The 24,835-nt window shown below is 69.8% G+C and carries 26 protein-coding genes; 11 read left to right on the top strand and 15 right to left on the bottom strand.

The window, feature by feature from the left end:
• Positions 1–18: 18 nt before the first annotated feature.
• The 4 genes from cydC to AC1DP3_RS06060 all read right to left on the bottom strand — a co-directional run bounded on the left by cydC (position 19) and on the right by AC1DP3_RS06060 (position 6,153).
• Positions 19–1,722 (bottom strand): thiol reductant ABC exporter subunit CydC, encoded by a 1,704-nt coding sequence (gene cydC / locus AC1DP3_RS06075; protein WP_477292241.1) that lies wholly within the window; start codon positions 1,720–1,722, stop codon positions 19–21.
• Positions 1,719–3,527: a thiol reductant ABC exporter subunit CydD gene (cydD, locus tag AC1DP3_RS06070; RefSeq protein WP_477292240.1), complete on the bottom strand. Its 1,809-nt coding sequence runs from the start codon at positions 3,525–3,527 to the stop codon at positions 1,719–1,721. The genes cydC and cydD overlap by 4 nt, the downstream gene beginning before the upstream one ends.
• 139 nt (positions 3,528–3,666) lie before the next feature.
• The gene (cydB, locus tag AC1DP3_RS06065) at positions 3,667–4,698 is read right to left on the bottom strand and encodes a cytochrome d ubiquinol oxidase subunit II (RefSeq protein ID WP_477292239.1); all 1,032 of its coding nucleotides are present in this window, start codon (positions 4,696–4,698) and stop codon (positions 3,667–3,669) included.
• Between the two features lie 9 nt (positions 4,699–4,707).
• Positions 4,708–6,153, bottom strand: a complete 1,446-nt coding sequence (locus tag AC1DP3_RS06060) for a cytochrome ubiquinol oxidase subunit I (RefSeq protein WP_477292238.1) — start codon at positions 6,151–6,153, stop codon at positions 4,708–4,710.
• Between the two features lie 180 nt (positions 6,154–6,333).
• Between AC1DP3_RS06060 and moaA the strand changes: the two genes are divergently transcribed.
• Together moaA and fdhD are read left to right on the top strand one after the other, a co-directional pair.
• Entirely contained in the window at positions 6,334–7,389 is a 1,056-nt protein-coding gene (moaA, locus tag AC1DP3_RS06055) for a GTP 3',8-cyclase MoaA (RefSeq protein WP_477292352.1), read from the top strand.
• A gap of 2 nt (positions 7,390–7,391) precedes the next feature.
• Positions 7,392–8,243, top strand: a complete 852-nt coding sequence (gene fdhD, locus AC1DP3_RS06050) for a formate dehydrogenase accessory sulfurtransferase FdhD (RefSeq protein WP_477292237.1) — start codon at positions 7,392–7,394, stop codon at positions 8,241–8,243.
• A gap of 16 nt (positions 8,244–8,259) precedes the next feature.
• Here the strand turns inward: fdhD and AC1DP3_RS06045 are convergent, their stop codons facing one another.
• Positions 8,260–8,622, bottom strand: coding sequence for a hypothetical protein (locus AC1DP3_RS06045; protein WP_477292236.1), 363 nt, complete (start codon positions 8,620–8,622; stop codon positions 8,260–8,262).
• 179 nt (positions 8,623–8,801) lie between these two features.
• On the opposite strand from AC1DP3_RS06045, the gene msuE reads away from it, so the two are divergent.
• Complete coding sequence (gene msuE, locus AC1DP3_RS06040) at positions 8,802–9,425, top strand: FMN reductase (RefSeq protein WP_477292235.1); 624 nt, start codon at positions 8,802–8,804, stop codon at positions 9,423–9,425.
• A 77-nt stretch (positions 9,426–9,502) separates the two neighbouring features.
• Here msuE and AC1DP3_RS06035 read toward each other — a convergent pair whose 3' ends face one another.
• Positions 9,503–9,832 (bottom strand): hypothetical protein, encoded by a 330-nt coding sequence (locus tag AC1DP3_RS06035; RefSeq protein WP_477292234.1) that lies wholly within the window; start codon positions 9,830–9,832, stop codon positions 9,503–9,505.
• 199 nt (positions 9,833–10,031) lie between these two features.
• Here AC1DP3_RS06035 and AC1DP3_RS06030 point away from each other — a divergent pair, with 199 nt between their 5' ends.
• Entirely contained in the window at positions 10,032–10,790 is a 759-nt protein-coding gene (locus AC1DP3_RS06030; RefSeq protein WP_477292233.1) for an MBL fold metallo-hydrolase, read from the top strand.
• Between the two features lie 16 nt (positions 10,791–10,806).
• Here the strand turns inward: AC1DP3_RS06030 and AC1DP3_RS06025 are convergent, their stop codons facing one another.
• Positions 10,807–11,835: an LLM class flavin-dependent oxidoreductase gene (locus tag AC1DP3_RS06025; protein WP_477292232.1), complete on the bottom strand. Its 1,029-nt coding sequence runs from the start codon at positions 11,833–11,835 to the stop codon at positions 10,807–10,809.
• Positions 11,836–11,984: 149 nt separating this feature from the next.
• Between AC1DP3_RS06025 and AC1DP3_RS06020 the strand changes: the two genes are divergently transcribed.
• Genes AC1DP3_RS06020 through AC1DP3_RS06010 form a run of 3 tightly spaced genes read left to right on the top strand, consistent with a single transcriptional unit; the run spans position 11,985 to position 13,478 of the window.
• Positions 11,985–12,497 carry a bifunctional nuclease family protein gene (locus tag AC1DP3_RS06020; RefSeq protein WP_477292231.1) on the top strand — a complete coding sequence of 171 codons (513 nt, stop codon included), beginning with the start codon at positions 11,985–11,987 and terminating at the stop codon, positions 12,495–12,497.
• Between the two features lie 58 nt (positions 12,498–12,555).
• Complete coding sequence (locus AC1DP3_RS06015; RefSeq protein WP_477292230.1) at positions 12,556–12,981, top strand: DUF3054 domain-containing protein; 426 nt, start codon at positions 12,556–12,558, stop codon at positions 12,979–12,981.
• Complete coding sequence (locus tag AC1DP3_RS06010) at positions 12,981–13,478, top strand: N-acetyltransferase family protein (protein WP_477292351.1); 498 nt, start codon at positions 12,981–12,983, stop codon at positions 13,476–13,478. The genes AC1DP3_RS06015 and AC1DP3_RS06010 overlap by 1 nt, the downstream gene beginning before the upstream one ends.
• Positions 13,479–13,511: 33 nt before the next feature.
• Here AC1DP3_RS06010 and AC1DP3_RS06005 read toward each other — a convergent pair whose 3' ends face one another.
• The 8 genes from AC1DP3_RS06005 to AC1DP3_RS05970 form a co-directional block, all read right to left on the bottom strand.
• A complete protein-coding gene (locus tag AC1DP3_RS06005) occupies positions 13,512–14,339 on the bottom strand; it encodes an endonuclease/exonuclease/phosphatase family protein (RefSeq protein WP_477292229.1) in 828 nt (275 codons plus the stop codon).
• 178 nt (positions 14,340–14,517) lie between these two features.
• On the bottom strand, positions 14,518–15,537 hold the full coding sequence (locus AC1DP3_RS06000) for a HoxN/HupN/NixA family nickel/cobalt transporter (protein ID WP_477292228.1): 1,020 nt from the start codon (positions 15,535–15,537) through the stop codon (positions 14,518–14,520).
• Positions 15,534–16,256 (bottom strand): urease accessory protein UreD, encoded by a 723-nt coding sequence (locus AC1DP3_RS05995; protein WP_477292227.1) that lies wholly within the window; start codon positions 16,254–16,256, stop codon positions 15,534–15,536. Before AC1DP3_RS05995 ends, AC1DP3_RS06000 begins: the two co-directional genes overlap by 4 nt.
• Entirely contained in the window at positions 16,253–17,095 is an 843-nt protein-coding gene (gene ureG, locus AC1DP3_RS05990) for an urease accessory protein UreG (protein ID WP_477292226.1), read from the bottom strand. Before ureG ends, AC1DP3_RS05995 begins: the two co-directional genes overlap by 4 nt.
• A complete protein-coding gene (locus tag AC1DP3_RS05985) occupies positions 17,088–17,759 on the bottom strand; it encodes an urease accessory protein UreF (RefSeq protein WP_477292225.1) in 672 nt (223 codons plus the stop codon). The genes ureG and AC1DP3_RS05985 overlap by 8 nt, the downstream gene beginning before the upstream one ends.
• An 8-nt stretch (positions 17,760–17,767) precedes the next feature.
• Positions 17,768–19,465: an urease subunit alpha gene (locus tag AC1DP3_RS05980; protein WP_477292224.1), complete on the bottom strand. Its 1,698-nt coding sequence runs from the start codon at positions 19,463–19,465 to the stop codon at positions 17,768–17,770.
• Positions 19,452–19,802, bottom strand: coding sequence for an urease subunit beta (gene ureB, locus AC1DP3_RS05975; protein ID WP_477292223.1), 351 nt, complete (start codon positions 19,800–19,802; stop codon positions 19,452–19,454). Before ureB ends, AC1DP3_RS05980 begins: the two co-directional genes overlap by 14 nt.
• 9 nt (positions 19,803–19,811) lie before the next feature.
• Complete coding sequence (locus tag AC1DP3_RS05970; RefSeq protein ID WP_477292222.1) at positions 19,812–20,114, bottom strand: urease subunit gamma; 303 nt, start codon at positions 20,112–20,114, stop codon at positions 19,812–19,814.
• 463 nt (positions 20,115–20,577) lie between these two features.
• On the opposite strand from AC1DP3_RS05970, the gene urtA reads away from it, so the two are divergent.
• The 4 genes from urtA (at position 20,578) to urtD (ending at position 24,835) form a co-directional block, all read left to right on the top strand.
• Positions 20,578–21,888 (top strand): urea ABC transporter substrate-binding protein, encoded by a 1,311-nt coding sequence (gene urtA, locus AC1DP3_RS05965; RefSeq protein ID WP_477292221.1) that lies wholly within the window; start codon positions 20,578–20,580, stop codon positions 21,886–21,888.
• Between the two features lie 96 nt (positions 21,889–21,984).
• Positions 21,985–22,869: an urea ABC transporter permease subunit UrtB gene (gene urtB / locus AC1DP3_RS05960; RefSeq protein ID WP_477292220.1), complete on the top strand. Its 885-nt coding sequence runs from the start codon at positions 21,985–21,987 to the stop codon at positions 22,867–22,869.
• Positions 22,866–24,017, top strand: coding sequence for an urea ABC transporter permease subunit UrtC (gene urtC / locus AC1DP3_RS05955; RefSeq protein WP_477292219.1), 1,152 nt, complete (start codon positions 22,866–22,868; stop codon positions 24,015–24,017). Before urtB ends, urtC begins: the two co-directional genes overlap by 4 nt.
• Positions 24,014–24,835, top strand: coding sequence for an urea ABC transporter ATP-binding protein UrtD (gene urtD / locus AC1DP3_RS05950; protein ID WP_477292218.1), 822 nt, complete (start codon positions 24,014–24,016; stop codon positions 24,833–24,835). Before urtC ends, urtD begins: the two co-directional genes overlap by 4 nt.

Below are 24,835 nucleotides of genomic sequence, written 5' to 3'. Positions count from 1 at the left end.
TCCGGCGCCTCCGCCGCGTCAGCCGACGATCCGGCCGCCCTCGAGCCGCACCACACGGTCCACCAGCCCGGTCGGCACCGTCACGTGCGAGATCAGCACCACCGCCTGATCGTCGCCGACGGCCGACAGCAGGTCCGTGAGGAGCGCCTCGGATGCCTCGGGGTCGACGCCCGCGGTCGGCTCGTCGAGGACGAGCACGGGAAAGCCCCGCAGCAGCGCCCGCGCCAGCGCGATGCGCTGCGCCTGCCCGCCCGACACGAGGGCGCCGCGCTCGCCGACCCGCGCATCCAGTCCGCCTCGCTCGCCGACCCAGGCTCCGAGCCCCACGCGGTCGAGAGTCGCCAGGAGCTCGGCATCCATTGCGGAGTCGTCGGCGAACAGCAGGTTCTGCCGGATGTCCTCATCGAAGAGCATCGGATGCTGTTCGCACAGCCCGACGGCCAGCCGGAGGTCGTCGCTAGCCAGCGTCGCCACCGATCGCCCGCCGATCTCATAGGTGCCGGCCATGTCGAGGAAGCGCACGAGGACGTGCGCGAGGGTGGTCTTGCCGGCGCCGCTCGATCCGACGATGAGCACCCGCTCGCCTGGGCGCACGTCGAGGTCGATCCCGTCGAGTGCGATGCCGGCCTCGGGCCAGTGGGCGGACACGCCACGCAGACGCAGGCCGTCGCCGAGGGCAGGCGCCGAACCGGTCGCCGCCGCCGTCTCGGCGACCAGACCGTCCGGAAGGGCGGCGGGGAGCGCGCCGGCGATGCGCTCGGCCGACGCCCGCACCTGGCGCCAGGCGGAGGCGGCCATCGGCACGGCGCCGAACACCTCGAACACCGCCATGGGAACGAGGACGGCCACCGCGAGCCATGGGCCGGTCAGGCTGCCGTCCGCAAGGGCGGGCGCGGAGACCCACACCGCGGCGATCGAGGCGATGCCGGCGAGCAGCGACACGACGGCGGTGGTGCCTGCCTGCGAGGCCGTGCGGCGCGTCACCGCGCGGCGGAGCTCGGCGTCGGCAGACGCGATGCGGGCGCGACTCGCGGCGGCTGCTCCGTATGCCTCCAGCACGTCCAGGCTCGCGAAATGGTCGAGGACGGAATCCGCCAGTCGAGCCCGCAACGGCGAGATCGCCCGCTCGGCGCGGGAGCCCGAGGCCCAGCCCCAGAGCAGGGATGCGGCACCGGCGAGCAGGAGGCACGCGAGCAGCGTCACCGCCGCCGGCCACCAGACGAATGCGACGAGCACGACCGCACCCACCGCGACCGCGCTCGAGGTGATGAGCGGCTGGACGACCCGGAGGGGCAGGTTCTGCAGGTCGTCGACGTCGTCGACGAGGGCTCCGAGCACGGATCCCCGGCGGGTGCGGGCCAGGCCGTCGGGCGCGAGCGGGATGAGCCTTCGCACGAGTGCGGTGCGGGTCGCGGCCAGCTGCCGGAGCGCCGCATCATGGCTGGCGAGTCGGTCGGTGTAGCGGAAGGCCGCCCGCGTGATCGCGAAGAGCCGCACGCCGACGACCGCCATCGAGATGTACAGCACCGGGGGCTGCTCGCTCGCCCGCACGATCAGCCAGGCGCTGACCGCGAGCAATGCCACCGCGGATGCTTCCGACAGGAACCCGGATGCCGCGCCCGGCCAGAACCGCCGTGCGGGCGGCATCGCCCCGCGGAGCACCTGCCGCGACGTCGAGGCCGGGACGCCGACGTGCGCCGTCCGCTGGTCGACCGCGCTCACGCGGGCACCTCTGCGGATTCGAGGCGGACCACGACGTCGGCGATCTGACGTGCTGTGGGGCGGTGCGAGATGAGGAGGACCGTCGCCCCGTCGTCGGCGAGCGTGCGGACCGACTGCCAGAGCCGGCGTTCCGTGGCCTGATCGAGCGCCGAGCTCGGCTCATCCAGCGCGATGACAGGGGCGCGGCCGCGCAGGTGGCGGTAGAACGCGCGGGCGACGGCGACGCGCTGGGCCTGGCCGCCCGAGAGCCCCGCGCCCTGCACCCCGAGCTCCTGGCTGTCGTCGAGATCGCCGGCGCACGCGAGCTCGAGGGCTCGCACGATCATCGCGGCGTCAGGTGCGGCATCCCCGAGCGAGACGTTGTCGCCGATCGTGCCCGCGATGAGTCCCGGATGCTGACCCGCCCAGGCGAGCCACTCCGACGGCGGCAGCGAGCGGATGTCCCGGCCGCCGTACTGCGCCGTTCCTTCGACGGGCGCGGCCGCGCGCAGGGCGGCGAAGACACTGGATTTGCCGGCCCCGCTCGGTCCCTCGAGCAGCACCACCGTGCCCGGGAGCGCGGAGAGGTCGACCGGTGGGAGGATTCGCTCCCCGCGCCGGACCTGGAGGCGGTCGAGGACGAGCGCGGGTACGCCTCCCCGTCCTTCCTCCCCCTCGTCCCGTCCTTGCCCTTGCCGATCGCCCGTGCTCTCACCGAGAGCCCCCGCTATCCGCGTGATTCCCGTGTGCGCTCGGCGAGGGCCCGGGCGATCGACAGCCAGCCCCACGCCGGAAGGCCCGTGTGACGCGACCGTATGCCGACCGTGGACCAGGCGCGCGGCATCCAGCACCTCGAACACATCGTCCGTCGCCGCCACACCCTCCGCGGCAGCGTGGAACTGCACGCCTACCTGCCGGAGCGGCAGGTAGGCCTCGGGTGCGAGCAGCAGCACGAACAGCCCGACCATGAGAGCGAGCGATCCGTCGAGCAGCCGGAACCCGATCGAGACGGCCACGATCGCGACCGAGATCGATGCGAGGAACTCGAGTGCGAAGCCCGAGAGGAACGAGACCCGCAGGACCTTCATCGTCTCGCGCCGGTAGCGCTCGGTGACCGAGGCGATGGATGCCGCGGCCCGGTGCTGCCGCCCGAAGACCTTGAGCGTGGCGAGCCCCTGGACGGTGTCGGCGAAGCGCGCGGCCAAGTGGTGCAGGGTCTTCCACTGCCGCTGCTGCACCGACCGGGTGGCGAGCCCGATGAGAACCATGAACAGCGGGATCAGGGGGAGAGTCAAGAGCACGGTGAGGCCCGAGATCCAGTCCTGCCACCACATGACCGCGACGAGGATCGGAGTCGCGATGATCGTCTGGACGAGCTGGGGCAGGTAGCGGCCGAAGTAGGCCTCGAGCGCCGTGAGGCCGCGGCCCGCTGTGACGGCGAGCTGGGCGGAGTTGCGCGCGGCGAGCCAGCCGGAGCCCAGCATCCCGACCGCCTCGACGAGGCGGCCCCGCAGCTGCGCCTCGACCCGCGATGCCGCGCGGGCGGCCACGGTCTCGCGGGCCCAGAGCAGCACGGCGCGCAGCGCGACCACGGCCGCGAGGGCGATGAGGGTGGCCGAGAGGTCGCCGAGCGGCATCCCGTCGATCGCACCGACGATCGCCCGCGTCAGCAGCCACGCGAAGGCGATGATGACCGCGGTCTGCCCCACGGCGATCACGGCGATCGCGAGGAAGAACCAGCGCGAGGCGCTCGCATGCCGCAGCAGCCGCGGGTCGACCGGCGGTGTGCGTTTCGGCGCGGGAGGCGCCGGGACCGTCTCACTCATTCGCTCTCGACCCTACTCACCGCCGCGCGTCCCGCACGGTCCTCCCCAATCCACCCTTTCCCCGCGAATCCACCCGAGATCGCGCACGAGAACGCGTGGTCTCGGGCCGAACGGGTGGATTCGGCAGCACGGGGGCGTGTCAGTGCACCAGCGCCGCCGCGCGCTCGATGCGCGTCCGCGACACGCGCTTGCGGAAGATCCAGTACGTCCAGCCCTGGTACAGCAGCACGAGCGGCAGGAAGATCAGGGCCGCCCAGCTCATGATCGTGAGCGTGTATTCGGTGCTCGAGGCGTTCTCGATCGTCAGGCTGAACGCCGGATCGGTCGAGGACGGCATGACGAACGGGAACAGCGCGAACCACAGCGCCAGCACCGCCGTGACGATGGTGAAGGCGCCCAAGCCGAACGCCCAGCCTTCGCGGTCCCGTGTGTTCGCGATGACCGAGCCGATAAGCAGGACGGCGGCGATGGCGGAGAAGATCACGACCAGCCAGGCGAGCGGGCGTCCTTCGCCGAAGGCGAGCAGGATCGTCCAGACGAGGAAGACGGCCGCGAAGACGACGGTCAGGATGCCGCTGCGCCGGGCGAGCGCCCGGGCATCGTCGTGCACCTGCCCGTCGGTCTTCAGCGCCACGAAGTACACCCCGTGCGTGAAGAACAGCAGCAGCGTGGTGATGCCTCCGAGGAGGCCGTACGGATTCAGGAGCGTGATGAGGCTGCCGGTGAACTCGAAGTCGGCGTCGATCGGCACGCCCTGGACGATGTTGGCGACCGCGACGCCCCAGAGGAGCGCCGGAACGGCGGAGCCCACGACGATGAGGGTGTCGAAGCCCTTCTTCCAGCGCAGTCCGTCGCGCTGATGGCGGTACTCGAACGAGACGCCGCGGAGGATGAGCGCCAGCAGGATGAGCAGCAGTGCGAGGTAGAAACCGCTGAACAGCGTCGCGTACCACTCGGGGAACGCCGCGAACAGGCACGCGCCCGCGACGATGACCCACGTCTCGTTGAGGTCCCACACCGGGCCGATCGTGTTGATGATCTGACGGCGGCTGATGTCATCCCGTCCCAGGAAGGGGAGCGACATGCCGACGCCGAAGTCGAAGCCGTCGAGCACGAAGTAGCCGACGAAGAGGAATCCGACGATGAAGAACCAGAGGTAGGCGAGATCCATGGCGTCCTCCTAGTAGACCGTCGTGGGCGTCTCTTCGAGCGCCGCGTCGAAGGGATCGGGGTCGTCGGGTCCCGGCAGCGGTTCCGGTCCCTGCTGGGCGGTCCGGGTGATGAGACCGATCTCGACCACCGCGAGCGCCGCGTAGATGAGGGTGAAGGATACGAGCGAGATCAGCACCGTCCAGCCCGGCACGCTGGGCGAGACCCCGTCCTCGGTCAGCATCAGGCCGAACACGATCCAGGGCTGGCGGCCCATCTCGGTGAAGATCCAGCCGACGAGGATGGCGAACAGCGACGCGGGCCACGCCCAGATCGCCAGCTTCCAGGCCCATGCCGGCACCTCTCGCTTGGCCTTCTTGCGCGTGAGCCACAGCCCGACGACCGCGGTGAGTGCGGCGACGCCGCCGAGGCCGATCATCCAGCGGAACGACCAGTAGGTGACCCAGAGGACGGGGGCGAAGCTGCCGTCGACCTGATCGGCGAACTGGGGGAACAGCTCGTTGGTGTACAGCGCGTTGAGGTCGTTGATGCCCTCGACGCAGCCGTCGAAGGAGTGGGTCGACAGGAGTGCGAGCAGATAGGGGATGCGGATCGAGAAGAGCTCGCTCGTGCCGTCCGGGGTACCCAGCGTGAAGATCGAGAACGACGCGTCCGCCCCGCAGGCGGTGTCGAACAGCGCTTCGGCGGCGGCCATCTTCATCGGCTGGGTCGAGACCATGACGAGGCCCAGCTGGTCGCCCGAGAGGACGACGCCCGCGAACGCGATGATCATGCCCCACAGGCCGTAGCGCAGTGACGAGCGCATCATCTCGACGTTCTGCCGACGCGCGAGCTGCCAGGCCGAGACCGAGATGATGACCCCCGCCGTCATCATGAACGCCGCGAAGAGCGTGTGAGGGAGCGCCGCGAGTGCGACCGGGTTCGACAGCACGGCGAAGAAATCCGTCATCTCCGCGCGCGATCCGTCTGAGGCCATCTGGTACCCGCGCGGATTCTGCATGAAGGCGTTCGCGGCCAGGATGAAGTAGGCCGAGAACCACGCGCCGATCGTCGCGATCCAGATGGTCGCGAGGTGGAGGCCCTTGGGGAGTTTGTCCCACCCGAAGATCCACAGGCCGATGAAGGTCGCCTCGAAGAAGAACGCCATGAGGCCCTCGAACGCGAGGGGAGCGCCGAAGACGTCTCCGACGAAGCGAGAGTAGGACGACCAGTTCATGCCGAACTGGAACTCCTGCACGATGCCCGTGACGACGCCCATCGCGAAGTTGATCAGGAAGATCTTGCCGAAGAAGCGGGTCAGGTGCAGCCACTTCACGTTCGCGGTGCGGAACCACGCCGTCTGGAAGATCGAGACCGTCAGCGCCATGCCGAGGGTGAGCGGCACGAACAGGAAGTGGTACAGCGTCGTGAGGCCGAACTGCCAGCGGGCGAGCAGCAGCGGATCGAGCCAGTCCATGTGTCCTCCACAGCAGGAGTGGGTGTGGGGCCCACGGTACACAGGATGCTCCCAGGTTTCGAGGCCGCGAGCCGTGGATGGCTCGACGTCGAAACATATGGTCTGACCACCCACCCCTGATCGTCGCGACTACCCTTGAAGAAAGGGCGGGAGGTGTGTGACATGACGACGATGCTCGGGATGCCGCGCCCCCGCGCCGCATCGCCCTCCGATGCGGAGTCACGTGGTGCCGAAGCATCCGGTCCGCTGGTCGACACGTTTCGGCGCGTCCACCGCGACCTGCGGATCTCGCTGACCGACCGCTGTTCCCTCCGCTGCACGTACTGCATGCCCGAGCAGGGGAACGAGTGGCTCGCGAGGACCAGCATCCTCACCCTCGATGAGATCGTGCGGGTGGCGACGGTCGCCGCCGCCGCCGGCGTCACCACCTTCCGGCTCACGGGCGGCGAGCCGCTGCTGCGCGGCGACATCGTGGAGATCGTCCGTCGTCTCGCCGAGATCGAGGGCCCAGACGGCCGCCCGGTCGAACTGGCGATGACGACGAACGGCATCCGGCTGCCCGAGATCCTCCCCGGGCTCATCGACGCCGGCCTCGGGCGCCTCAACATCTCGCTCGACACGCTGCGTCGCGACCGCTTCCGCGACCTGACCCGCCGTGACCGGCTCGACGACGTGCTGGCCGGCATCGCGGCGGCAGCGGCATCCGGTCTCCGTCCCCTGAAGCTGAACGCCGTCGCGATGCGGGACGTGAACGACGACGAGCTCATCGACCTCGTGCAATTCGCCCTCGATCACGAGGCCGAGCTGCGCTTCATCGAGCAGATGCCGCTCGACGCCGGCCACACCTGGGACCGATCGCGCATGGTGACCCGCGACGAGATCCTCGAGGCTCTCTCGGATCGCTGGGCACTGACCCCTGTGCCCGGTCGCGGTGGGGCGCCCGCAGAGCGGTGGACGCTCGACGGCGGTCCGCGCACAGTGGGAGTCATCGCTTCGGTGACCGCACCGTTCTGCGGCGACTGCGATCGCCTGCGACTCACCGCCGACGGCCAGCTGCGCAACTGCCTGTTCTCGACCACGGAGTACGACCTGCTGCCGATCCTCCGCTCCGGAGGGGGAGACGACGGGATCGACGGGATGCTGCGCTCCTGCGTCCGCGGCAAGCTCCCCGGGCATGCGATCAACGACCCCGGCTTCCTGCAGCCCGCGCGCGGGATGAACGCGATCGGCGGCTGAGCGTGGGACGCATCACCACACGCAAGCCGGTCGTCCGCATCACACTCGGCGCAGGCGAGACGCGACGACCCGACACGCTTGCCGTGGAGGAGCCGCTGGAGATCCGGGTCGGAGGAGCGCCGCTCGTCGTGACGATGCGCACGCCTGGCCACGACGTGGAGCTCGCCGCGGGGTTCCTCGTCTCGGAGGCCGTGATCTCTCGCGGCGACGAGTTCCGCTCGGCCATCCACTGCGGCGGGCCGGGCACGGCAGGCCCTGCGGCCGAGAACACCTACAACATCCTGGACGTGTCGCTCGCCGCCGGGGTGCGCCCGCCCTCACCCGACATCGCGCGCAGCTTCTATACGACGAGCTCCTGCGGGCTGTGCGGCAAGGCGTCGATCGATGCCGTCGAGACGGTGTCGTCGTACGACGTGTCGATCGATCCGGCAGTGGTGGACGCAGAGATGCTCGCGTCGCTCCCCGCGACGCTGCGCGCCGGTCAGGCGGCCTTCGACAAGACGGGCGGGCTGCACGCCGCCGCCCTGTTCGACGCGGTGACGGGGGAGCAGCTCGTGGTGCGCGAAGACGTCGGCCGGCACAACGCGGTCGACAAGGTCGTCGGCTGGGCCGTCATGAACGACCGGCTGCCATTGCGCGGCATGGTGCTGCAGGTGTCCGGACGCGCGAGCTTCGAACTGGTGCAGAAGGCTGTGATGGCCGGCATCCCGATACTGGCGGCGGTGTCGGCGCCGTCCTCGCTCGCCGTCGAGCTCGCCGAGGCATCCGGACTCACCCTGGTGGGATTCCTCCGCGGCGAGTCGATGAACGTCTACTCGCGCGCGGACCGCGTCGGAGTGCCGGCGCACGCCTGAGGTCGAGGCGGAAGGGTCAGAAGACCCAGAGCTGGCCGACGACGAGGATCGCGATCACGAACACGGCGATGATCCCACCGACGATCGCCAGCGTCCTTCCGGACAGCTTCGCCACGGCGAAGCCGACGAGGAACGGGATCGCGATGAGCAGCGCGGTCACGAGCCACCAGAAGAGCCGGTATCCGCCGTCCGTCGCCTCTGAGAGGCGGTCGCCGAAGAGCTGCTGCGTGTTCGGGTGCGTCGCGAACGCGAACGACGCGGACAGCGGGACCGCGATGAAGGCGGCGACGATGATTCCGGCGAGGAAGCCCCAGAGGGTGGACTTGCTTTCGAGCTCGTACTCTTCTTCGGCGGCGGGGCGGGTGCTCTTGGTGGCCATGCTGACGACTCTATAGCCGCGCGCCGGGCGGCCCGGCCGGGGTCGCCCGGCGAAGGGGAGGCGTCCTCGCCCGGTCGGCACGGACTCGCGAGGGCGCTCGTTACGCGGCATGACGACTGTGTGACGCCGGGTGTCGCGCAGCGAGACATGCACGCCATCGCCCGCCGTACCGTCGGACCATGACGATCTCCGACGGCTTCGACGCCTCCTCCGTGTTCGACGGCGCGCTGCGCCGGCCGCTGAAGGTGGTGGGGGTCTCGGGGTCGCTGCACGAGCCGAGCAAGACCACGGTGCTCGTGGAATCGATCATCGAGGCCGTGGGACGGCGAACGCCGATCGAGGCCGAGGTCATCACCCTGACCACGCTGGGCCCGTCGCTGGCGGGCGCGCTGCAGCGCGACCACCTTCCCGACGAGGTGGAGGACGCGCTTCTCGCGATCGAGGGCGCCGATCTGCTCATCGCCGCGAGCCCGGTCTACCGCGCCTCCTTCACCGGCCTGTTCAAGCACCTCTTCGACTTCGTCGATCAGTACGCGCTCGTCGGCCAGCCCGTCCTGCTGGCGGCGACGGGCGGGGGTGAGCGCCACGCGCTCATCCTGGAGCACCAGCTGCGGCCCCTGTTCGGCTTCTTCCAGTCGCTCACCCTCCCGCTCGGCGTCTACGCCAGCACGACGGACTTCGACGGCTATGCGCTCCGGAACGGCGCAGCGCAGCAGCGCATCGAGCAGGCCGTCGGCCGCGGGCTTCCGCTCGTCGAGCAGGCGGCGAAGCAGCGCGTCTCGGACTACGTCTCGACCTGGTGATCGCGACGCGGTACCGACATGGTTCAGTTCCTTTCGTTGCCAGCGAGGTCCGGTGAACGCGGTGTCCGCGCGGGTGGTCAGCTGATCTGCTCGATCGCGAAGAGGAAGAGGAGCAGCAGCGAAGAGGCCACGATGATCGCTCCGAAGAGCCAGAGGAACGCCACATTGCGGTTGTGGACGTTCTTGGACGCGAGTGCGCAGATCAGCATGGCGATGTAGAAGAGCACGACGAGCACKATCCCGGTGAGCGCGATCGGCGGGTTGAGCTCGAAGGTGCCCAGGAACAGCACCACGGCCACCGCCGCGATGATCCCCGTCGGGATGAGCCAGTGTCTGCGGCGCTCGTCGCCCCGCACCGGAGGTGCCGCGTCAGCGGGGCGGACATGCGTGTCAGCGACGGGGCTCATCTCAGGCGTCCCTTCCAGTCATCCGGTGGATATGAAGCTAGGGACGGATGCCGCGCGGGACATGCCCCTTGACACGCTGACGCTCACGGGAGTACCTGTGATCCGCGGGGCGGACGCCGGCTCGCGGCGACATAACACCGCGGCCTTCGGACACGCAAGCCCCAGTCGGTCGAGCGTGAGCAGGCCCGACAGTGTGGGGATGGCACTGGATCCGGAAGGTGTGACGAGCGTCGCCGAGGGCGTCTTCAGGCTGCACCGCGCGGGGGTGAACTGCTATCTGATCAGGGATGCCGGGGGCCTGACCCTCGTGGACGCGGGCCTTCCCGGTATGTGGCCGCTGCTCGAGCGAGCGCTCCACACGGTGGGGGCCAGGCCCTCCGACATCGACGCGCTCCTGCTGACCCACGGCCACTTCGATCACGTCGGGTTCGCCGAGAAGCTGCGCGACGATCACGGTGTCGCCTCCCACATCCACCCGGTCGACGGGCCGCTCGCGCGGCATCCGTATCGATATCGCAGCCAGTCTTCGCGGGTGCTCGCTCCGCTGCGTCACCCCGGCGGGCTGCCGATCCTCGCACGGATGATGGCCGCGGGCGCGCTCCGTGTGAAGGGGACGCCCGCCCGCACCGACGTGACGCCCGGGCAGCCGGTCGATGCGCCGGGTGGACTGGTGCCGATCTTCTCGCCCGGTCATACGTACGGGCACTGCGGTTTCCACCTGGCGTCCCGGGGCATCCTGTTCTCAGGCGATGCGCTCGTGACCCTCGATCCGTACACCAGCCTGACGGGTCCGCGGGTGGTGGCGAAGGCGGCGACGGCCGATGCCGGGGCCGCGCTGGCGAGTCTGGATGCACTCGCGGCCACCGGTGCGACGACGATCCTTCCTGGACACGGGAGCCCCTTCGAGGGCAATGTCGCAGATGCCGTCCAGTCGGCGCGACGGGCCGGCGTGGCGTAGCGCCGGCCGCACAGGATCAGGCCCGCGTGCTCTCCCAGCCGAGAGAGGGTGCGACGTGCGTCGCGAAGGACTCCACGATGCGCAGGTTGAACTCGGCCCCGAGCTGGCTCGGGATCGTGAGCATCAGCGTGTCGGCGCTCGCGATCGCCGCATCCTCGGCCAGTTGCTGCACGAGCACATCGGGCTCGGCCGCGTAGGTCTTGCCGAACGTGGAGCGGAAGCCGTCGATGTATCCCACGCCCTCCCCCTCGTTGCGCCCGCCGAAGTAGAGGTGGTCCTCAGCCGTCGTCAGCGGGAAGATCGACCGGCTCACCGAGACCCGCGGTTCGCCAGGGTGCCCGGCATCCCGCCATGCCGTTCGGAAGGCATCGATCTGCTCGGCCTGCAGCACATCGAACGGCAGCCCGCGATCCTCGGTGAGGAGCGTGGACGACATGAGGTTGACCCCGACGCGACCCGCCCATTCCGCGGAGTCGCGATTGCCGGCTCCCCACCAGACGCGTGAGCGCAGGCCGGGCGAATGCGGCTCGATGCGCTGCATGCCGGTGCCTCCGCCGAACGGGCTGGAGGCGTCGCGCTCCGCGAGGCCCTCGCCCTCGATGGCTCGCAGGAAGCGCGAGAAGTGGTCCCGGGCGATGTCGGCGCCGCGTGGGTCCTCGGCGCCCGTGTAGCCGAAGGCCTCGTAGCCGCGCACCACGGTCTCGGGTGAGCCGCGGCTCACGCCCAGCGACAGCCGGCCGCCGCTCAGGAGATCGACGGATGCCGCTTCCTCGGCGAGGTAGAGGGGGTTCTCGTAGCGCATGTCGATGACGCCGGTGCCCATCTCGATGCGCTCGGTGCGGGCCGCGATCGCGGCGAGCAGCGGCATCGGCGAGGACTGCTGCCGGGCGAAGTGATGCACGCGGAACCAGATGCCGTTCACACCGAGGTCGTCCATGCCCTGGGCCAGGTCGATGGCCTGCAGCATCGAGTCGGCCGCGGTCAGCTCGCGGCCACCGCCCAGCGGACCGTAGTGGCCGAACGAGAGTGTTCCGAAGCGCTTCACGGTGAGTGCAACGGCGGGTCTGCGGCATCCATTCCGGGGAAGGAAGGTCGATGATGCGACCGACGCGCGATCGGCGCAACCCCCGTTCCCTCCCGTGAGGCGCGCGCCTACGATTGCTCCAGGCTCAAGACCGAGCGGGGGTGTGAGCGATGCAAGTCCGAGTCGCCGGAGTCGCGCTGGACCCTGCCGGTCAGCATGTCATCCTGCTGAAGCCGATGGATGAAGAAGCAGGATCGGGGTTCGTGCTCCCGATCTGGATCGGCGAGCAGGAGGCGACGTCGATCCTCGTCGCCATCGAGGGCGCGGTCGTTCCCCGGCCCCTCGCCCACGACCTCATGCGGGAGCTGCTCGCCGCGCTCGATGCCGCCGTGAGCCGCGTCGACGTGACCCGGATCGACGGCGGCACCTTCTATGCGGCCATCACCGTGACCTCCGCCTTCGGCGATCGCGTCGTGGACTCGCGGCCCTCGGATGCCATCGCGCTGGCCTCGCGTGTCGGCGCGCCCATCTGGGTGGCCGATGCCGTCATGACCGAGGCGGGGGTACTCGACACGCTCGTCGAGAACGCGGACGACGACGATGACGACGAGCCGGACGTCGATCGCAGCCTCGACGAGTTCAAGCGGTTCATCGACGACGTCGAGCCCGAGGACTTCCGTTGACGTCGTCCTCGGCGCCGTGCGAGGTGCGCGAGGATGGAATGGTCGCAAGGAGTCCCACATGGCCACGCCCTCCATTGATCGGGCCCCCGCGCTGCGGTCGCGCCTGATCGCCGCCGCGTTCGCGCTCGACGTCGTGCTCGTGATCGTGTTCGCGGTGATCGGCCGGGCGAGCCACACCGAAGACCTGACGCTCGCAGGCGTCGCTCAGACGGCGTGGCCGTTCCTGGTGGGCCTCGTCCTCGGGTGGCTCCTGACGCGCGCGTGGCAGCATCCGCTCGCCGTCCGCCGCGCGGGAATCGGCATCTGGGCGCTGACCGTGATCACGGGGATGGTGCTGCGCGGCGTCTCAGACCAGGGAGTGGCGGTCGCGTTCGTCGTGGTCGCGAGCGTCGTCCTGCTGCTGTTCCTGGTGGGCTGGCGGGCGGTGGTGGCGCTCGTCCGCCGACGCCGATCCGCGCGGGCCGACGTCGAGGTCACCCGGTGATCGATCGCGCCCTCGAAGGCGGAGCAGTGCTGCGAGCCGCCCGCAGCGGCGACGAGACCGGCATCCTGGCCTGCATCCAGGGGCTCGCCGACTACGAGCGCGAGCCTGATGCCGTGCTCAACACGACCGACGCGCTCGCCGAGACCTTCTTCGGAGACGACCCGCGGGCGTCCGCCCATGTCGTCGAGGAGGGTGGCGAGATCGTCGGCATCGCGATCTGGTTCGTCACGTACTCGACCTGGACGGGCCGGCACGGCATCTGGCTGGAAGACCTGTTCGTCTTCGACCGACACAGGGGTCGGGGGTTCGGGCGGGCGCTCATCGCGTCGCTGGCCGAGGTCTGCGTCGAGCGAGGGTACTCGCGCCTCGAATGGACGGTGCTGGACTGGAACGCTCCGTCCATCGCCTTCTACCGCTCGCTCGGCGCCCTCCCGATGGAGGAGTGGACGACGCAGCGCCTGGTCGGCGGAGACCTCGAGGCGCTCGCGCGGCGCTGAGGAGGCGCGTGCTCGGCACGTGAGCTCTGCCGATCAGGCCGGGCTCGCGCCGCGCAGCCGCACGACCGCCTGCACCGGAAGGTGATCGGACGCCCAGCGGCCCTCCAATCGCGTCGCGTTGATCGCCGCGCGCGTGACCTCGACATCCGGGGTGACGGCGATCCAGTCGATCCGGGCCCGGCCCTCCCGGGGAGGCCGATAGTTGGCGAACGTGCCCCACTCGGGCGTGAGGCGCTCGGAAGCGGCGGTCCAGGCATCCCTCGCCACACCGCCGCGAAGGAGCTCTCGGACAGGGCGCGAAGACTCCGCCGCGTTCAGGTCGCCGATCACGATGACGGGCAGCGTCTGGCTGGCCACCCGATCGTGGATCAGCTCGGCACTCCGCACCCGGGAGCGCGCCGACAGATGGTCCAGGTGGGTGTTGATGACGAGGAGCTCTGTGCCGGTGGCGCGATCCCGCAGCCGAGCGCTCACCATGATGCGCGGAATGAGGTTGCCCCACGACGTCGATCCGCTGACATCGGGCCGGTCGGAGAGGGCCTCCTGCCGCCACTCGAGCAGTTCGAGCCGCTCGCTCTCGTAGAAGAGCGGGCAGCCCTCGCCGCGGCCGTCGGCCGCCTCGCGACGGCCGGCGAACCGGTAGCCCAGCGCGGCGATCGCGTCGGTCTGGTCGGGCCGTGCCTCCTGCACCCCGACGAGTGAGGGGCGTTCCGATGTCAGGAGCGCCTCGAGCGCCGGGCGCCGCACCTCCCACCGGTCGGCTTTCCGCCAGCCGGGGCGGTCCACCCGGCGCCGCACATTGAGGGTCATGACGTGCAGGTCAGGGGGCGAGACGGGCCCGATGATCGCTTCGCCTGTCATCGCCCGCAGTTCCCTTCGGTGACGGATGCTGTCGCCGCGTGGGTGCGTCCGCAGCGCGCAGGGTCAGGCTAGCCGTCGGACCTCTCGGCGGCCTCGTGCTTGACAGAAAAGGGACGGGCGCCCTCTCGCTCCCTCATAGCGGTCCGCCGGGCGGTCACGAGGCGCGCACGCGCGGCGGTCACGCGCCACGCACCCGGGGTCGGCGCGTGACGACCAGCACCGAGGCCCACGTGACCAGGAGCAGAGCGGTGAGCACCAGGCCGAGCTCATCGATGCCCACCGACGCCAGCCAGGGGAGGGGGCCTCCCAGCCCGAGATTCGCGACGAGCACGCCCGCGAGCTGCACCACGGCGATGAGAATCGCAGCGACGACGGACAGTCCCGTCATCGCCGTCGCATACACCTCGGCGACTCTTCGGCGACCGGGCTGCCACGTGTATGCACGTCGCATGATCGCGCCCTGGGACGTGTCGAAGGCGCTCATCCCGGCCGCGAACAGGATGGGCAGGGTGAGGGCCGCCCACCACGGGACCGACACGAGCGTGGCCGCTCCCGCGAGAGTGAGCAGACCGATCTCGGTCGCGGTGTCGAAGCCCAGGCCGAAAAGGAGGCCGACCATGTACATCCGCCAGGGGCGGTCCACGGCCTTCTCGAAGGGGCCCAGCAGTCGGAGGACCGGCCCGCCGCGGTGCCCATGCCGATGACGGAATGCAGAGATGTTGACCGCGGCGATGATGAGCAGGAAGACGCCCGAGACGCTCGGGCCGATGACCCCCGTCCACGTGCGCAGGGCTGAGGAGTCGTCGGCGATCGACGAGCCCACGGCTGCGACCCCGAGGGTCAGCAGGATGCACAGCACGACGACGACGGTGGAGTGGCCGAGCGAGAACCAGAAGCCGACCGTGGTGGCGGGCCTTCCGAGCCCGGCCAGGCGGCGGGTGGTGTTGTCGATCGCGGCGATGTGATCGGCGTCGAACGCGTGCCGGACCCCGAGGGCGTAGGCCGTGAGACCGACGCCGACCGTCACCACCGCGCCGCCGCCGCCCCCCAGCGGAATGCCTGCCGGAATGACGACGAGCGCGATCACTCCCCAGCCGAGGACGTGGAGGAGGGTGATGAATGCGACCACTCCGAGGGTGCTCCGGCTGAGGCCCGCGCGACCCTCGTCCAGGGACGTCGCCGCTGAAGGCGCGGTCACGGTCCGGCCACCGGCTCGGCCTCGCGAAGGCGTGCCTCCGCGTGCGCGGCCCAGGCATCCCACACCGGATCGAGGGGCGAGCTGTGCGTGTGATCGGAGAGGTGGCGCGCCATCGCGCCCGGGCGCTCGAACTCGAGGTCTCCCGCGTGCGTCGGTGGGCGGAATCCCACAGCAGTCACGGCATCCAGCACGCGGTTGTCGCCGAGAACTCCCGGCTCGGGCGCACAGCCGTCCGCTTCCATCCTCTCGAGCACGATCGGCCCGGCCTCGTCGACCACGGCCAGGGCGGACACGAGCCGGCCACCGCGCTCGCTGTGCCGGCCGAGCACCAGCGTCTCGCGGATGAGCGCCCGCGCATCCGGTTCGAGGGTCAGGGAGCAGCGGCGCTCGACGTCCGCGCCGTCCGTCACCACGAACGGCAGCCCATTCCACAGCAGCGTCGCTCCGCGTCCGATCCTCGCTTCGAGGATCCACGAGGACGGCTCCCCGGGGTATGCCACTGTGCCGCCGACATCCTCGATGGCGAGCGTGCACCCGGCACCCACGTCGACGCGCACGTGCACCCGGTCACCGCCCAGCAGCACCATGCCGGCCGCGGCGACGGCGACATGGGCGTGGCGGGCGTCCCGCGAGATCAGGCGCGGAGCGAGCGCGCCGACCGCGAGGTCCACGTGCGCGCGGGGTTCGGCTGCCGTCACCGCGATGTGCGTGGCGGTCACCGGTGGGGATTCCTCCCCGCGACGACCTGCGTGCGTGCGGCGTCGTGGTCGTGGTCGTGGTGGTGGTGGTCGTGGTCGTCGTGGTGGTGGTCCTCGTGTCCCGACGGCTCGGCGCTGTCAGCATGCGCGTGGATGAACCCGCCTTCCGGATGCTCCTCGTCGGCGTGGAAATGCGGGGCCATCGGTCCCGGGTCCTGGGCGATGTGGGTTCCGGCGCGATGACCGGCGAGGATCGACAGCACCCACGCGCGCAGCGCTGCAACCGAGGCTGCATCGTGGCGCGAGAGCGCGAGGACCGCCCGGCCGTCGCGGGCGGCTTCGGCATCGGCCACCATCTGCGGCACGTCGACGCCGACATAGGGCGCGAGGTCGGTCTTGTTGACCACGAGGAGGTCGGCGCGTCCGATGCCGGGACCCCCCTTGCGGGCCACGTCGCCGCCGCCGGCGACATCGAGGACGAAGATCTGCGCGTCCACCAGCGCGGGCGAGAAGGTCGCGGTCAGGTTGTCGCCGCCCGACTCGATGAGCACGACGTCGAGCGGCGCGAAGTCCCGCTCCAGGTCCTCCGCGGCGAGCAGGTTGGTGGTGATGTCGTCGCGGATCGCCGTGTGCGGGCAGGCACCCGTCTCGACGGCGCGGATGCGGTCGGGGTCGAGCACTCCGGCCGACCGGAGGAACCGGGCATCCTCATCGGTGTAGATGTCGTTCGTGATGACGCCCAGGCGCAACTCGTCGGCGAGAGCGCGGCACACCGTCGCGATCAGCGAGGACTTTCCGGTGCCGACAGGGCCGGCGACGCCGAGCCGGAGGGCGCGGGGGATGAGAGGGGAGTCAGGCACGGAAGAGTCTCCTGTTCGTCACGGCGTGGGCTTCGGTCCACGCCTCTGCTTGGGGGGCGCTCGCCGCCGGGATCGCCTCGGGAGAGTCGAGTGCGGCGAGCTGGGAGATGAAGGGCTCGACGGTGGCGCACGCGCTGAGCACGAGCCGCACGCCGTCGACGGGATCGCCGGGTTCGAGCTTGAGGAGGGCCGCGACCCCGCCCGCCATGTCGTCGTACACCGCGACGCGCACCAGCGTCTCGGCGTCGAGGCCTGCATGGGCGGCGACCGCACCCAGCACGATCGGGCGAGGGGGCGTCGTGTCCGCGCGCGTCAGCGGGGCGATGGCCGGAGCGTGCGGCCAGAGGCGCTCGGCGAGTCGGAGCAGTCCGCGGCCGAGGTCGATCGAGGCGACGCGTGCCGCGCGACTCGGAGTGCGCGCCGCCCATGCCTGCTCGACGGCTGCGTACGACGACCCGCGGAGGCCGGCGTGCCGCGCGACCACCGCGGTCGCCGCATCGACCAGCGTCGTCGTCCGCGCCCTGGCCCGCAGGAATGCACCCACGTCGGCCCGCGCCAGCCCGCCCTGGATGGCCGGCTCGACGCCCGCCGAGAAGGCGTGACCGCCCGAAGGCAGGCGCGCGTCGGCGAGCAGCATGGCGACGGTGTGGGGGGCGGAGTCCATGGGCCGACTCAGAACATGTTGTACAGCTGGGCCAGGGGGAGGGATGCCGCGGGTGCGGGCTCGACGTCCTCGCCGTCGATCGCGATCTCGAAGGTGTCGGGACGGATGCGGATGGAGGGCAGGACGTCGTTGTTCTTCATGTCGGCCTTGCCGATGTGGCGAGTGGGCTCGACCGCGGCGAGTCGGCGGCGCAGCCCCAGCGTGTCGGCGAGACCGGCATCCAGCGCCGCGGGCGAGACGTACGTCACCGACAGGTCGGCTCCGATCGTGTCGCCGAAGGACGGTCGCATCATCACGGGCTGGGGCGTGGGGATCGATGCGTTCGGGTCGCCCAGCGCGGCCCACGCGATCGCGCCGCCCTTGATGACGACCGCGGGCCGCACCCCGAAGAACTTCGGGTCCCACACGACGAGGTCCGCCAGCAGGCCCACCTCGATCGACCCCACGTCGTAGGCGATCCCGTGGGCGATCGCGGGGTTGACCGTGTACTTCGCGACGTACCGCCGCGCCCGCTCGTTGTCTGCCGGCATCCCCCCGGAAAGCGCGCCTCTGCGGTGCTTCATCACGTGCGCCACCTGCCAGGTGCGCGTGATCACCTCGCCGATCCGCCCCATCGCCTGCGCGTCCGACGACGTGACGGAAAGCGCTCCGATGTCGTGGAGGATGTCTTCCGCGGCGATCGTGGTGGCACGGATGCGCGACTCGGCGAAGGCGAGATCCTCTGGCACTGCGGGGTTCAGGTGGTGGCAGACCATCAGCATGTCGAGGTGTTCGGCGACGGTGTTGACGGTGTGCGGAAGCGTGGGGTTGGTCGAGCCCGGGATCACATTCGGCAGGCCCGCGATCGAGAGGATGTCGGGGGCATGGCCGCCGCCGGCGCCTTCGACGTGGAACGCGTGGATCGATCTGCCGGCCATCGCGTCGATCGTGGATTCGACGAAGCCCGCCTCGTTCAGCGAGTCCGAGTGCAGCGCGACCTGCAGGCCCCACTCTTCGGCCGCCCGCAGCGAGGCGTCGATCGCGGCGGGCGACGAGCCCCAGTCCTCGTGCACCTTGTACCCGGCGGCGCCTGCGAGCGCCTGCTCCTTCAGCGCGGCCATCGACACCGTGTTGCCCTTGCCGAGCAGCAGCACGTTCATGGGCAGCGGGTCCAGCGCCCGGTGCATGGCCGACAGATGCCACGCTCCGGGGGTGACGGTGGTGGCCTTGGATCCCTCCGAGGGGCCCGTCCCGCCGCCCACGATCGTGGTGATCCCCGTAGCCAGGGCTTCGTGGATCTGCGACGGCGAGAGCAGGTGCACGTGCGAGTCGATGGCGCCTGCCGTGACGATCCGTCCCTCACCCGAAACCACATCGGTCGAGGGGCCGATGATCATGTCGATGCCGTCGCTGACATCGGGGTTGCCCGCATGCCCGATTCCGACGATGCGACCATCCCGGATGCCGATGTCGGCGCGGATGATGCCCCACCAGTCGAGGATGATCGCGTTCGTGATGACGGTGTCGAGAGCGCCGTCCGCTCGAGTGGTCGTCGCCTGCGCCATGGACTCGCGGATGGACTTGCCCCCGCCGAAGATCGCCTCTTCGCCGCCGACCGTGAGATCGCGCTCGATCTGGATCCACAGATCGGTGTCGCCGAGACGCACCTCGTCTCCGACGGTGGGCCCGTAGATGGCCGCATACCGCGATCGATCAAGCCACACCATCGAGCAGCTCCTCACCATCGGCTTTGATCTGGATGCCGGGGACCCGGCGCGCCCCGCGCAGGGCCACCGCGTCCAGCGCCCGCGATGCTCCCGGCTCGAAGCGCTGGGACGTGCCGGCGGGGATGTCGAGACGGAAGCCGCGTGCGAGGTCGCGGTCGAACTCGAGCGCGGCGTTGACATCGGGCAGGTGGATGTGGGAGCCGATCTGGATCGGGCGGTCGCCCGTGTTCACGAAGACGAGCCGGATGCGCTCGGTGTCGCCGCGGTCGGCATTCAGCTCTATGCGCCCGGGCTGGATGCGGTAGGCGCCAGGGCCCTGTGAGGACGGGGATGCCACGGCGACTCCTCAGTCGATCGGGTGGTGGACGGTGACGAGCTTGCGGCCGTCGGGGAAGGTGGCCTCCACCTGGACGTCGGCGAGCATCTCGGGAACGCCCGGCATGACCTGATCGCGCCGGAGGACGGTGCGGCCCTCCTGCATGAGCTCGGCGACCCCCCGGCCTTCTCTGGCTCGCTCGATGACCCAGCACGACAGCAGGGCGACCGTCTCGGGGTGGTTGAGCAGCACGCCCCGCTCGAGCCGGTCTCGGGCGACCATCGCGGCGACCGAGAGCAGGAGCTTCTCGGCTTCGGCGGGAGTGAAGTGCATTCGGGCCTCCGGCGGGTGATGTCAGAAGTGTGCCATATGGGAGTCGCGCCTCAGGGATGCCGCTGACGCGTGACGAGGGTCGGGGGCGGCGTACTCCCGGAATTCCGCGGAATGAGCCGTCCCGCCCACTCGACGATTAACAAGATCGGAACAATCGAGAAATGGCAGAGCAATGTCACGGTCCCATGCTGACAACAACCGCAGCAGTCGGCGGGACACCATCCGCCGATCCGACCCGGCACGCGAAGCCCGGCACCTCAGGCCTCGAGACGCACGCAACACCGGCACCACCCTGCAGCACGCCCTGACCCGCACATCAGTCCGCTCCGCCGCTCGTCCGGCACGCCTTCCTTCGGCGTCCCCCTGCACAGCGACGGGGCCGTGGCGCTGTTCGGCGCGCCCGCAGCACGCACCGCACATCCCGAGAACGCACCACCTGCACCACACAGAAACGGAGATCCACATGACAACGACCCGCAATCGAAGGGCCCGCACCCTTCTGGCGCTTCCCGCACTCGCGGCGGCGGCGGCCCTCGTCCTGGCGGGCTGCGGCGCCCGCGCCGGCAGCTCCACCGAGCCTGCGAGCTTCGAGGACTCCGCCGCGGCCGAGAGCTGCATCGACACGTCCGGGGACACGGTCAAGCTCGGCTTCCTCAACTCGCTCACCGGCGGCATGGCGATCTCCGAGAAGACGGTCTCGAACGTCCTGCACATGGCCGCGGACGAGATCAACGCGGATGGCGGCATCCTGGGCAAGCAGATCGAGTACGTCCAGGAGGACGGCGCGACCGACTGGCCGACCTTCGCGGAGAAGACCGAGAAGCTGCTCACCCAGGACTGCGTCGCCGCCATCTTCGGCGGCTGGACCTCGTCGTCCCGCAAGGCGGTGAAGCCGGTCGTCGAGGAGAACAACGGCCTCTTCTTCTACCCGGTCCAGTACGAGGGCCTCGAGGCTTCGCCGAACATCTACTACACCGGTGCGACGACCAACCAGCAGATCCTGCCGGCGATGGACTACCTCGCCTCGCAGGGAGTGAAGACGCTGTTCCTGGCCGGCTCCGACTACGTGTTCCCCCGTACCGCGAACGCCATCATCAAGCTCTACGCGGCGGAGCTCGGCATCGAGATCGTCGGCGAGGAGTACGTGCCGCTCGACAAGGACGACTGGACCACCCAGGTGTCGAAGATCGTGGCGGCCGACCCCGACTTCATCTTCAACACGATCAACGGCTCGTCCAACGTCGGCTTCGTCAAGGCCTACTACGACGCCGGTCTCAGCCCTGAGACGACCCCGATCATCTCGGTGTCGATCGCCGAAGAGGAAGCTCCCTCGATGGGTCACGAAGTGACGGGCAACTACGCATCGTGGAACTACTTCCAGTCGATCGACTCTCCGGCGAACACCAAGTTCATCGAGGACTGGAAGGCGTACCCCGGCAGCAGCGGGGTCACGTCCGACCCGATGGAGGCCGCGTACATCTCGCTGTACCTCTACAAGGAGCTCGTGGAGAAGGCCGGTTCGTTCGAGGTCGACGATGTCAACGCGGCCGCGGCGGCCGGCGGGATCAGCTTCGACGCACCGGAGGGCACCGTCACGCTGGACGGCGAGAACCACCACATCTCCAAGGTCGGCCACATCGGCCAGATCAACGCCGACAACCAGTTCGACATCGTGTGGTCGTCGGACGCGCCCATCGAGCCGGACCCGTTCCTCGAGGCATACGACTGGTTCCCGGCCGACGTCCGTGACGCCCTCGTGGCGGCAGCCGGCTGATCTCACCCGGGACGTGGGGTTCCGTGCCCGAAACGGCACGGAACCCCGCGCACTCCACCCACCATCCGCACTCGAACCCAGAGAGAGCGACAGCACGTGGACGCACTCATACCGCCGCTCCTGAACGGCACGGCGCTCGGCGCACTGCTGCTTCTGGCAGCGCTCGGGCTCACCCTCACCTTCGGGCAGATGGGGGTGATCAACATGGCGCACGGCGAGTTCATCATGGCCGGCGCCTTCATCGCCTACGTCACCCAGCTCGTCGTCAGCTCCAGCAATGTCTCGATCCTGCTGGCGCTGCCGCTCGCCTTCCTCGGAGCCGGGCTGCTCGGACTGCTCCTCGAGATCGGCATCATCCAGTGGATGTACCGACGGCCCCTGGACACCCTTCTCGTCACCGTCGGGGTCGCGCTGATCCTGCAGCAGATAGCCCTGCAGATCTTCCCCGCCCAGGGCGTCCCCGTCGAGGCCCCCGGCTGGCTCGACGGCCAGCTCGAGATCCTCGGCTACGCATGGCCCCTTCGACAGGTGTTCACCATCATGCTGGCGGCCGTGTGCCTCGTCGCCCTCGCGGCGTGGCTGAAGTACTCGGCTTTCGGACGCCGGATCCGCGCGACGGTCCAGAACCGCGACCTCGCTGAGACCAGCGGCATCCGCACCCGCAATATCGACCGCATCACGTTCTTCGTCGGGTCGGGCCTCGCCGGCGTCGCCGGCGTCGCCGCATCCCTCATCGGCGGCACGAACTCCCAGATGGGGACGCAGTACATCATCCCGGCCTTCCTGGTCGTGGTCGCCGGCGGTGTCGGCCACATCAAGGGAACGGTCATCGCCGCGTGGGCTCTGGGCATCGCCCTGTCGTTCTTCGCGGACTGGACCACCGGAAGCATGGCGCAGGTGCTGGCCTTCGTGCTGGTGGTCGTGTTCCTGCAATTCCGTCCACAGGGCCTGTTCACGGTTCGTACCAGGGGGCTGACATGACGAGACTCAGACCATGGCTTCCGCTGATCGGCATCGCAGTGTTCGCCGTGCTGCTGCTGGTGGTGGCCCCCGCCGTGCTCTCGATGCACTGGATCAACAACCTGGGCAAGTACTGCTGCTGGGCGATCGCCGCGGTGGGCATCGGCCTGGCGTGGGGGCGCGGGGGGATGCTGGTCCTCGGCCAGGGAGTCTTCTTCGGCCTGGGCGCCTACGCCATGGCGATGCATCTCACGCTGGAGAGCACGGCGCCCGGAGGCCTTCCCGTCTTCATGATCCTCTACGACCCGACCGCGGCGCTCCCGGCCTTCTGGGAGCCGTTCCGCAGTGACGCCTTCACGCTGGCGGCGATCCTGCTGTTCCCGATGATCGTCGCGGGAGTGCTCGGCTTCGCCCTGTTCAAGCGCCGGATCAAGGGGGCGTACTTCGCGATTCTGTCCCAGGCGCTCGCCGTGGCGCTCGCCGTCCTGATCAGCTCGACGATCCGTGAGACCGGCGGCGACACCGGGCTCAGCGACTTCAAGTACTTCTTCGGGTTCGTCCTCAACGACGACACGAACAAGCTCATGGTCTTCATGATCGCGGCCTCGCTGCTCATCCTGTGCCTGCTCGCGGTGTGGCAGCTGAACCGCAGCCGCTTCGGCGAACTGCTGATCGCCACGCGCGACGCCGAAGAGCGCGTGCGATTCCTCGGCTACGACCCTGCGAACATCAAGCTCGTCGCCTACGTGGTGGCCGCCGTCATGGCGAGCATCGCGGGGGCGATGTTCGTCCCGATCGTGGGGATCATCACGCCCGCCGAGATCGGCGCCTCCGCCTCGATCCTCATGATCGCCGGCGTGGCGCTGGGAGGCCGCGCCTCGCTCTTCGGCCCGGCCCTCGGTGCGATGGCCATCGGATGGGGGCAGTCGAGCCTCGGATCGAGCTGGCCCGATGGCTGGATCTACATCCTGGGCCTGGTCTTCATCCTGGTGACGCTGTTCCTTCCGATGGGACTGTCGTCGCTGTTCGCGAGAGCGAAGGGACTGCTGTGGCGCCCGCGAGACACACCCCMCGCCGCACTCGCCGACCCGGCCCTCGTGCTCGAGGACGAGGAACCGGCCTTCGAGCCTCTGAATGAAGAGCCCGTCAGTGAAGAGGTGAACAAATGACCGGAACGGAGGGCTCGCTCGTCGTCACCGATCTCAAGGTCGAATTCGACGGCTTCGTCGCCGTCGGCGGCGTATCGTTCGACGCCCATCCCGGGGAGGTCCGATTCCTGATCGGGCCGAACGGCGCCGGCAAGACGACCTGCATCGACGCCATCACGGGCCTGTCGAAGGGCACGGGATCGGTGAAGCTCGGCGACGAGGAGCTGCTCGGCAGATCCACGCAGAAGATCGTCCGGCTCGGCGTCGGCCGCACCTTCCAGACGGCGAGCGTGTTCGAGCAGCTCTCGGTCCTGCAGAATCTCGACATCGCGGCGGGGCTGCATCGCTCGTCGTGGTCGCTGCTCCGTGCTCGCCGGGGCGTCGATCCTGCGATCGAGATCGCACTGGAGGAGACGGGGCTCAGCAAGGAGCGCGACACTCTTGCCGGCATCCTCTCCCATGGTCAGAAGCAGTGGCTCGAGATCGGCATGATGCTCGTGCAGGAACCGCGCGCCCTGCTGCTGGACGAACCCGTTGCCGGGATGAGCCAGGACGAGCGGACCGCCACGGGGGAGCTGCTGCAGCGGATCGCCCAGCGCCGCATCGTCCTCGTCGTCGAGCACGACATGGACTTCATGCGCCGCTACGCCTCGCGCGTCACGGTGCTCCATCAGGGGAAGGTCCTCTCCGAGGGAGCCGTCGCCGAGGTTCAGGCCGACCCGCGGGTGCAGGAGGTCTACCTCGGCACCGCGGGCGCCGCGACCACGGCCGCGATGTTCGTCGTGCCGGATGCCCCGATACYGGCGACTGAAGCCGCAATGCAGGAAGAGGGAGCCTGA

The organism is Microbacterium sp. P5_B6 (assembly GCF_056400345.1).
The sequence above is the reverse complement of the archived record's forward strand: the minus strand, read 5'-3'. Positions and strand labels throughout refer to the sequence as shown.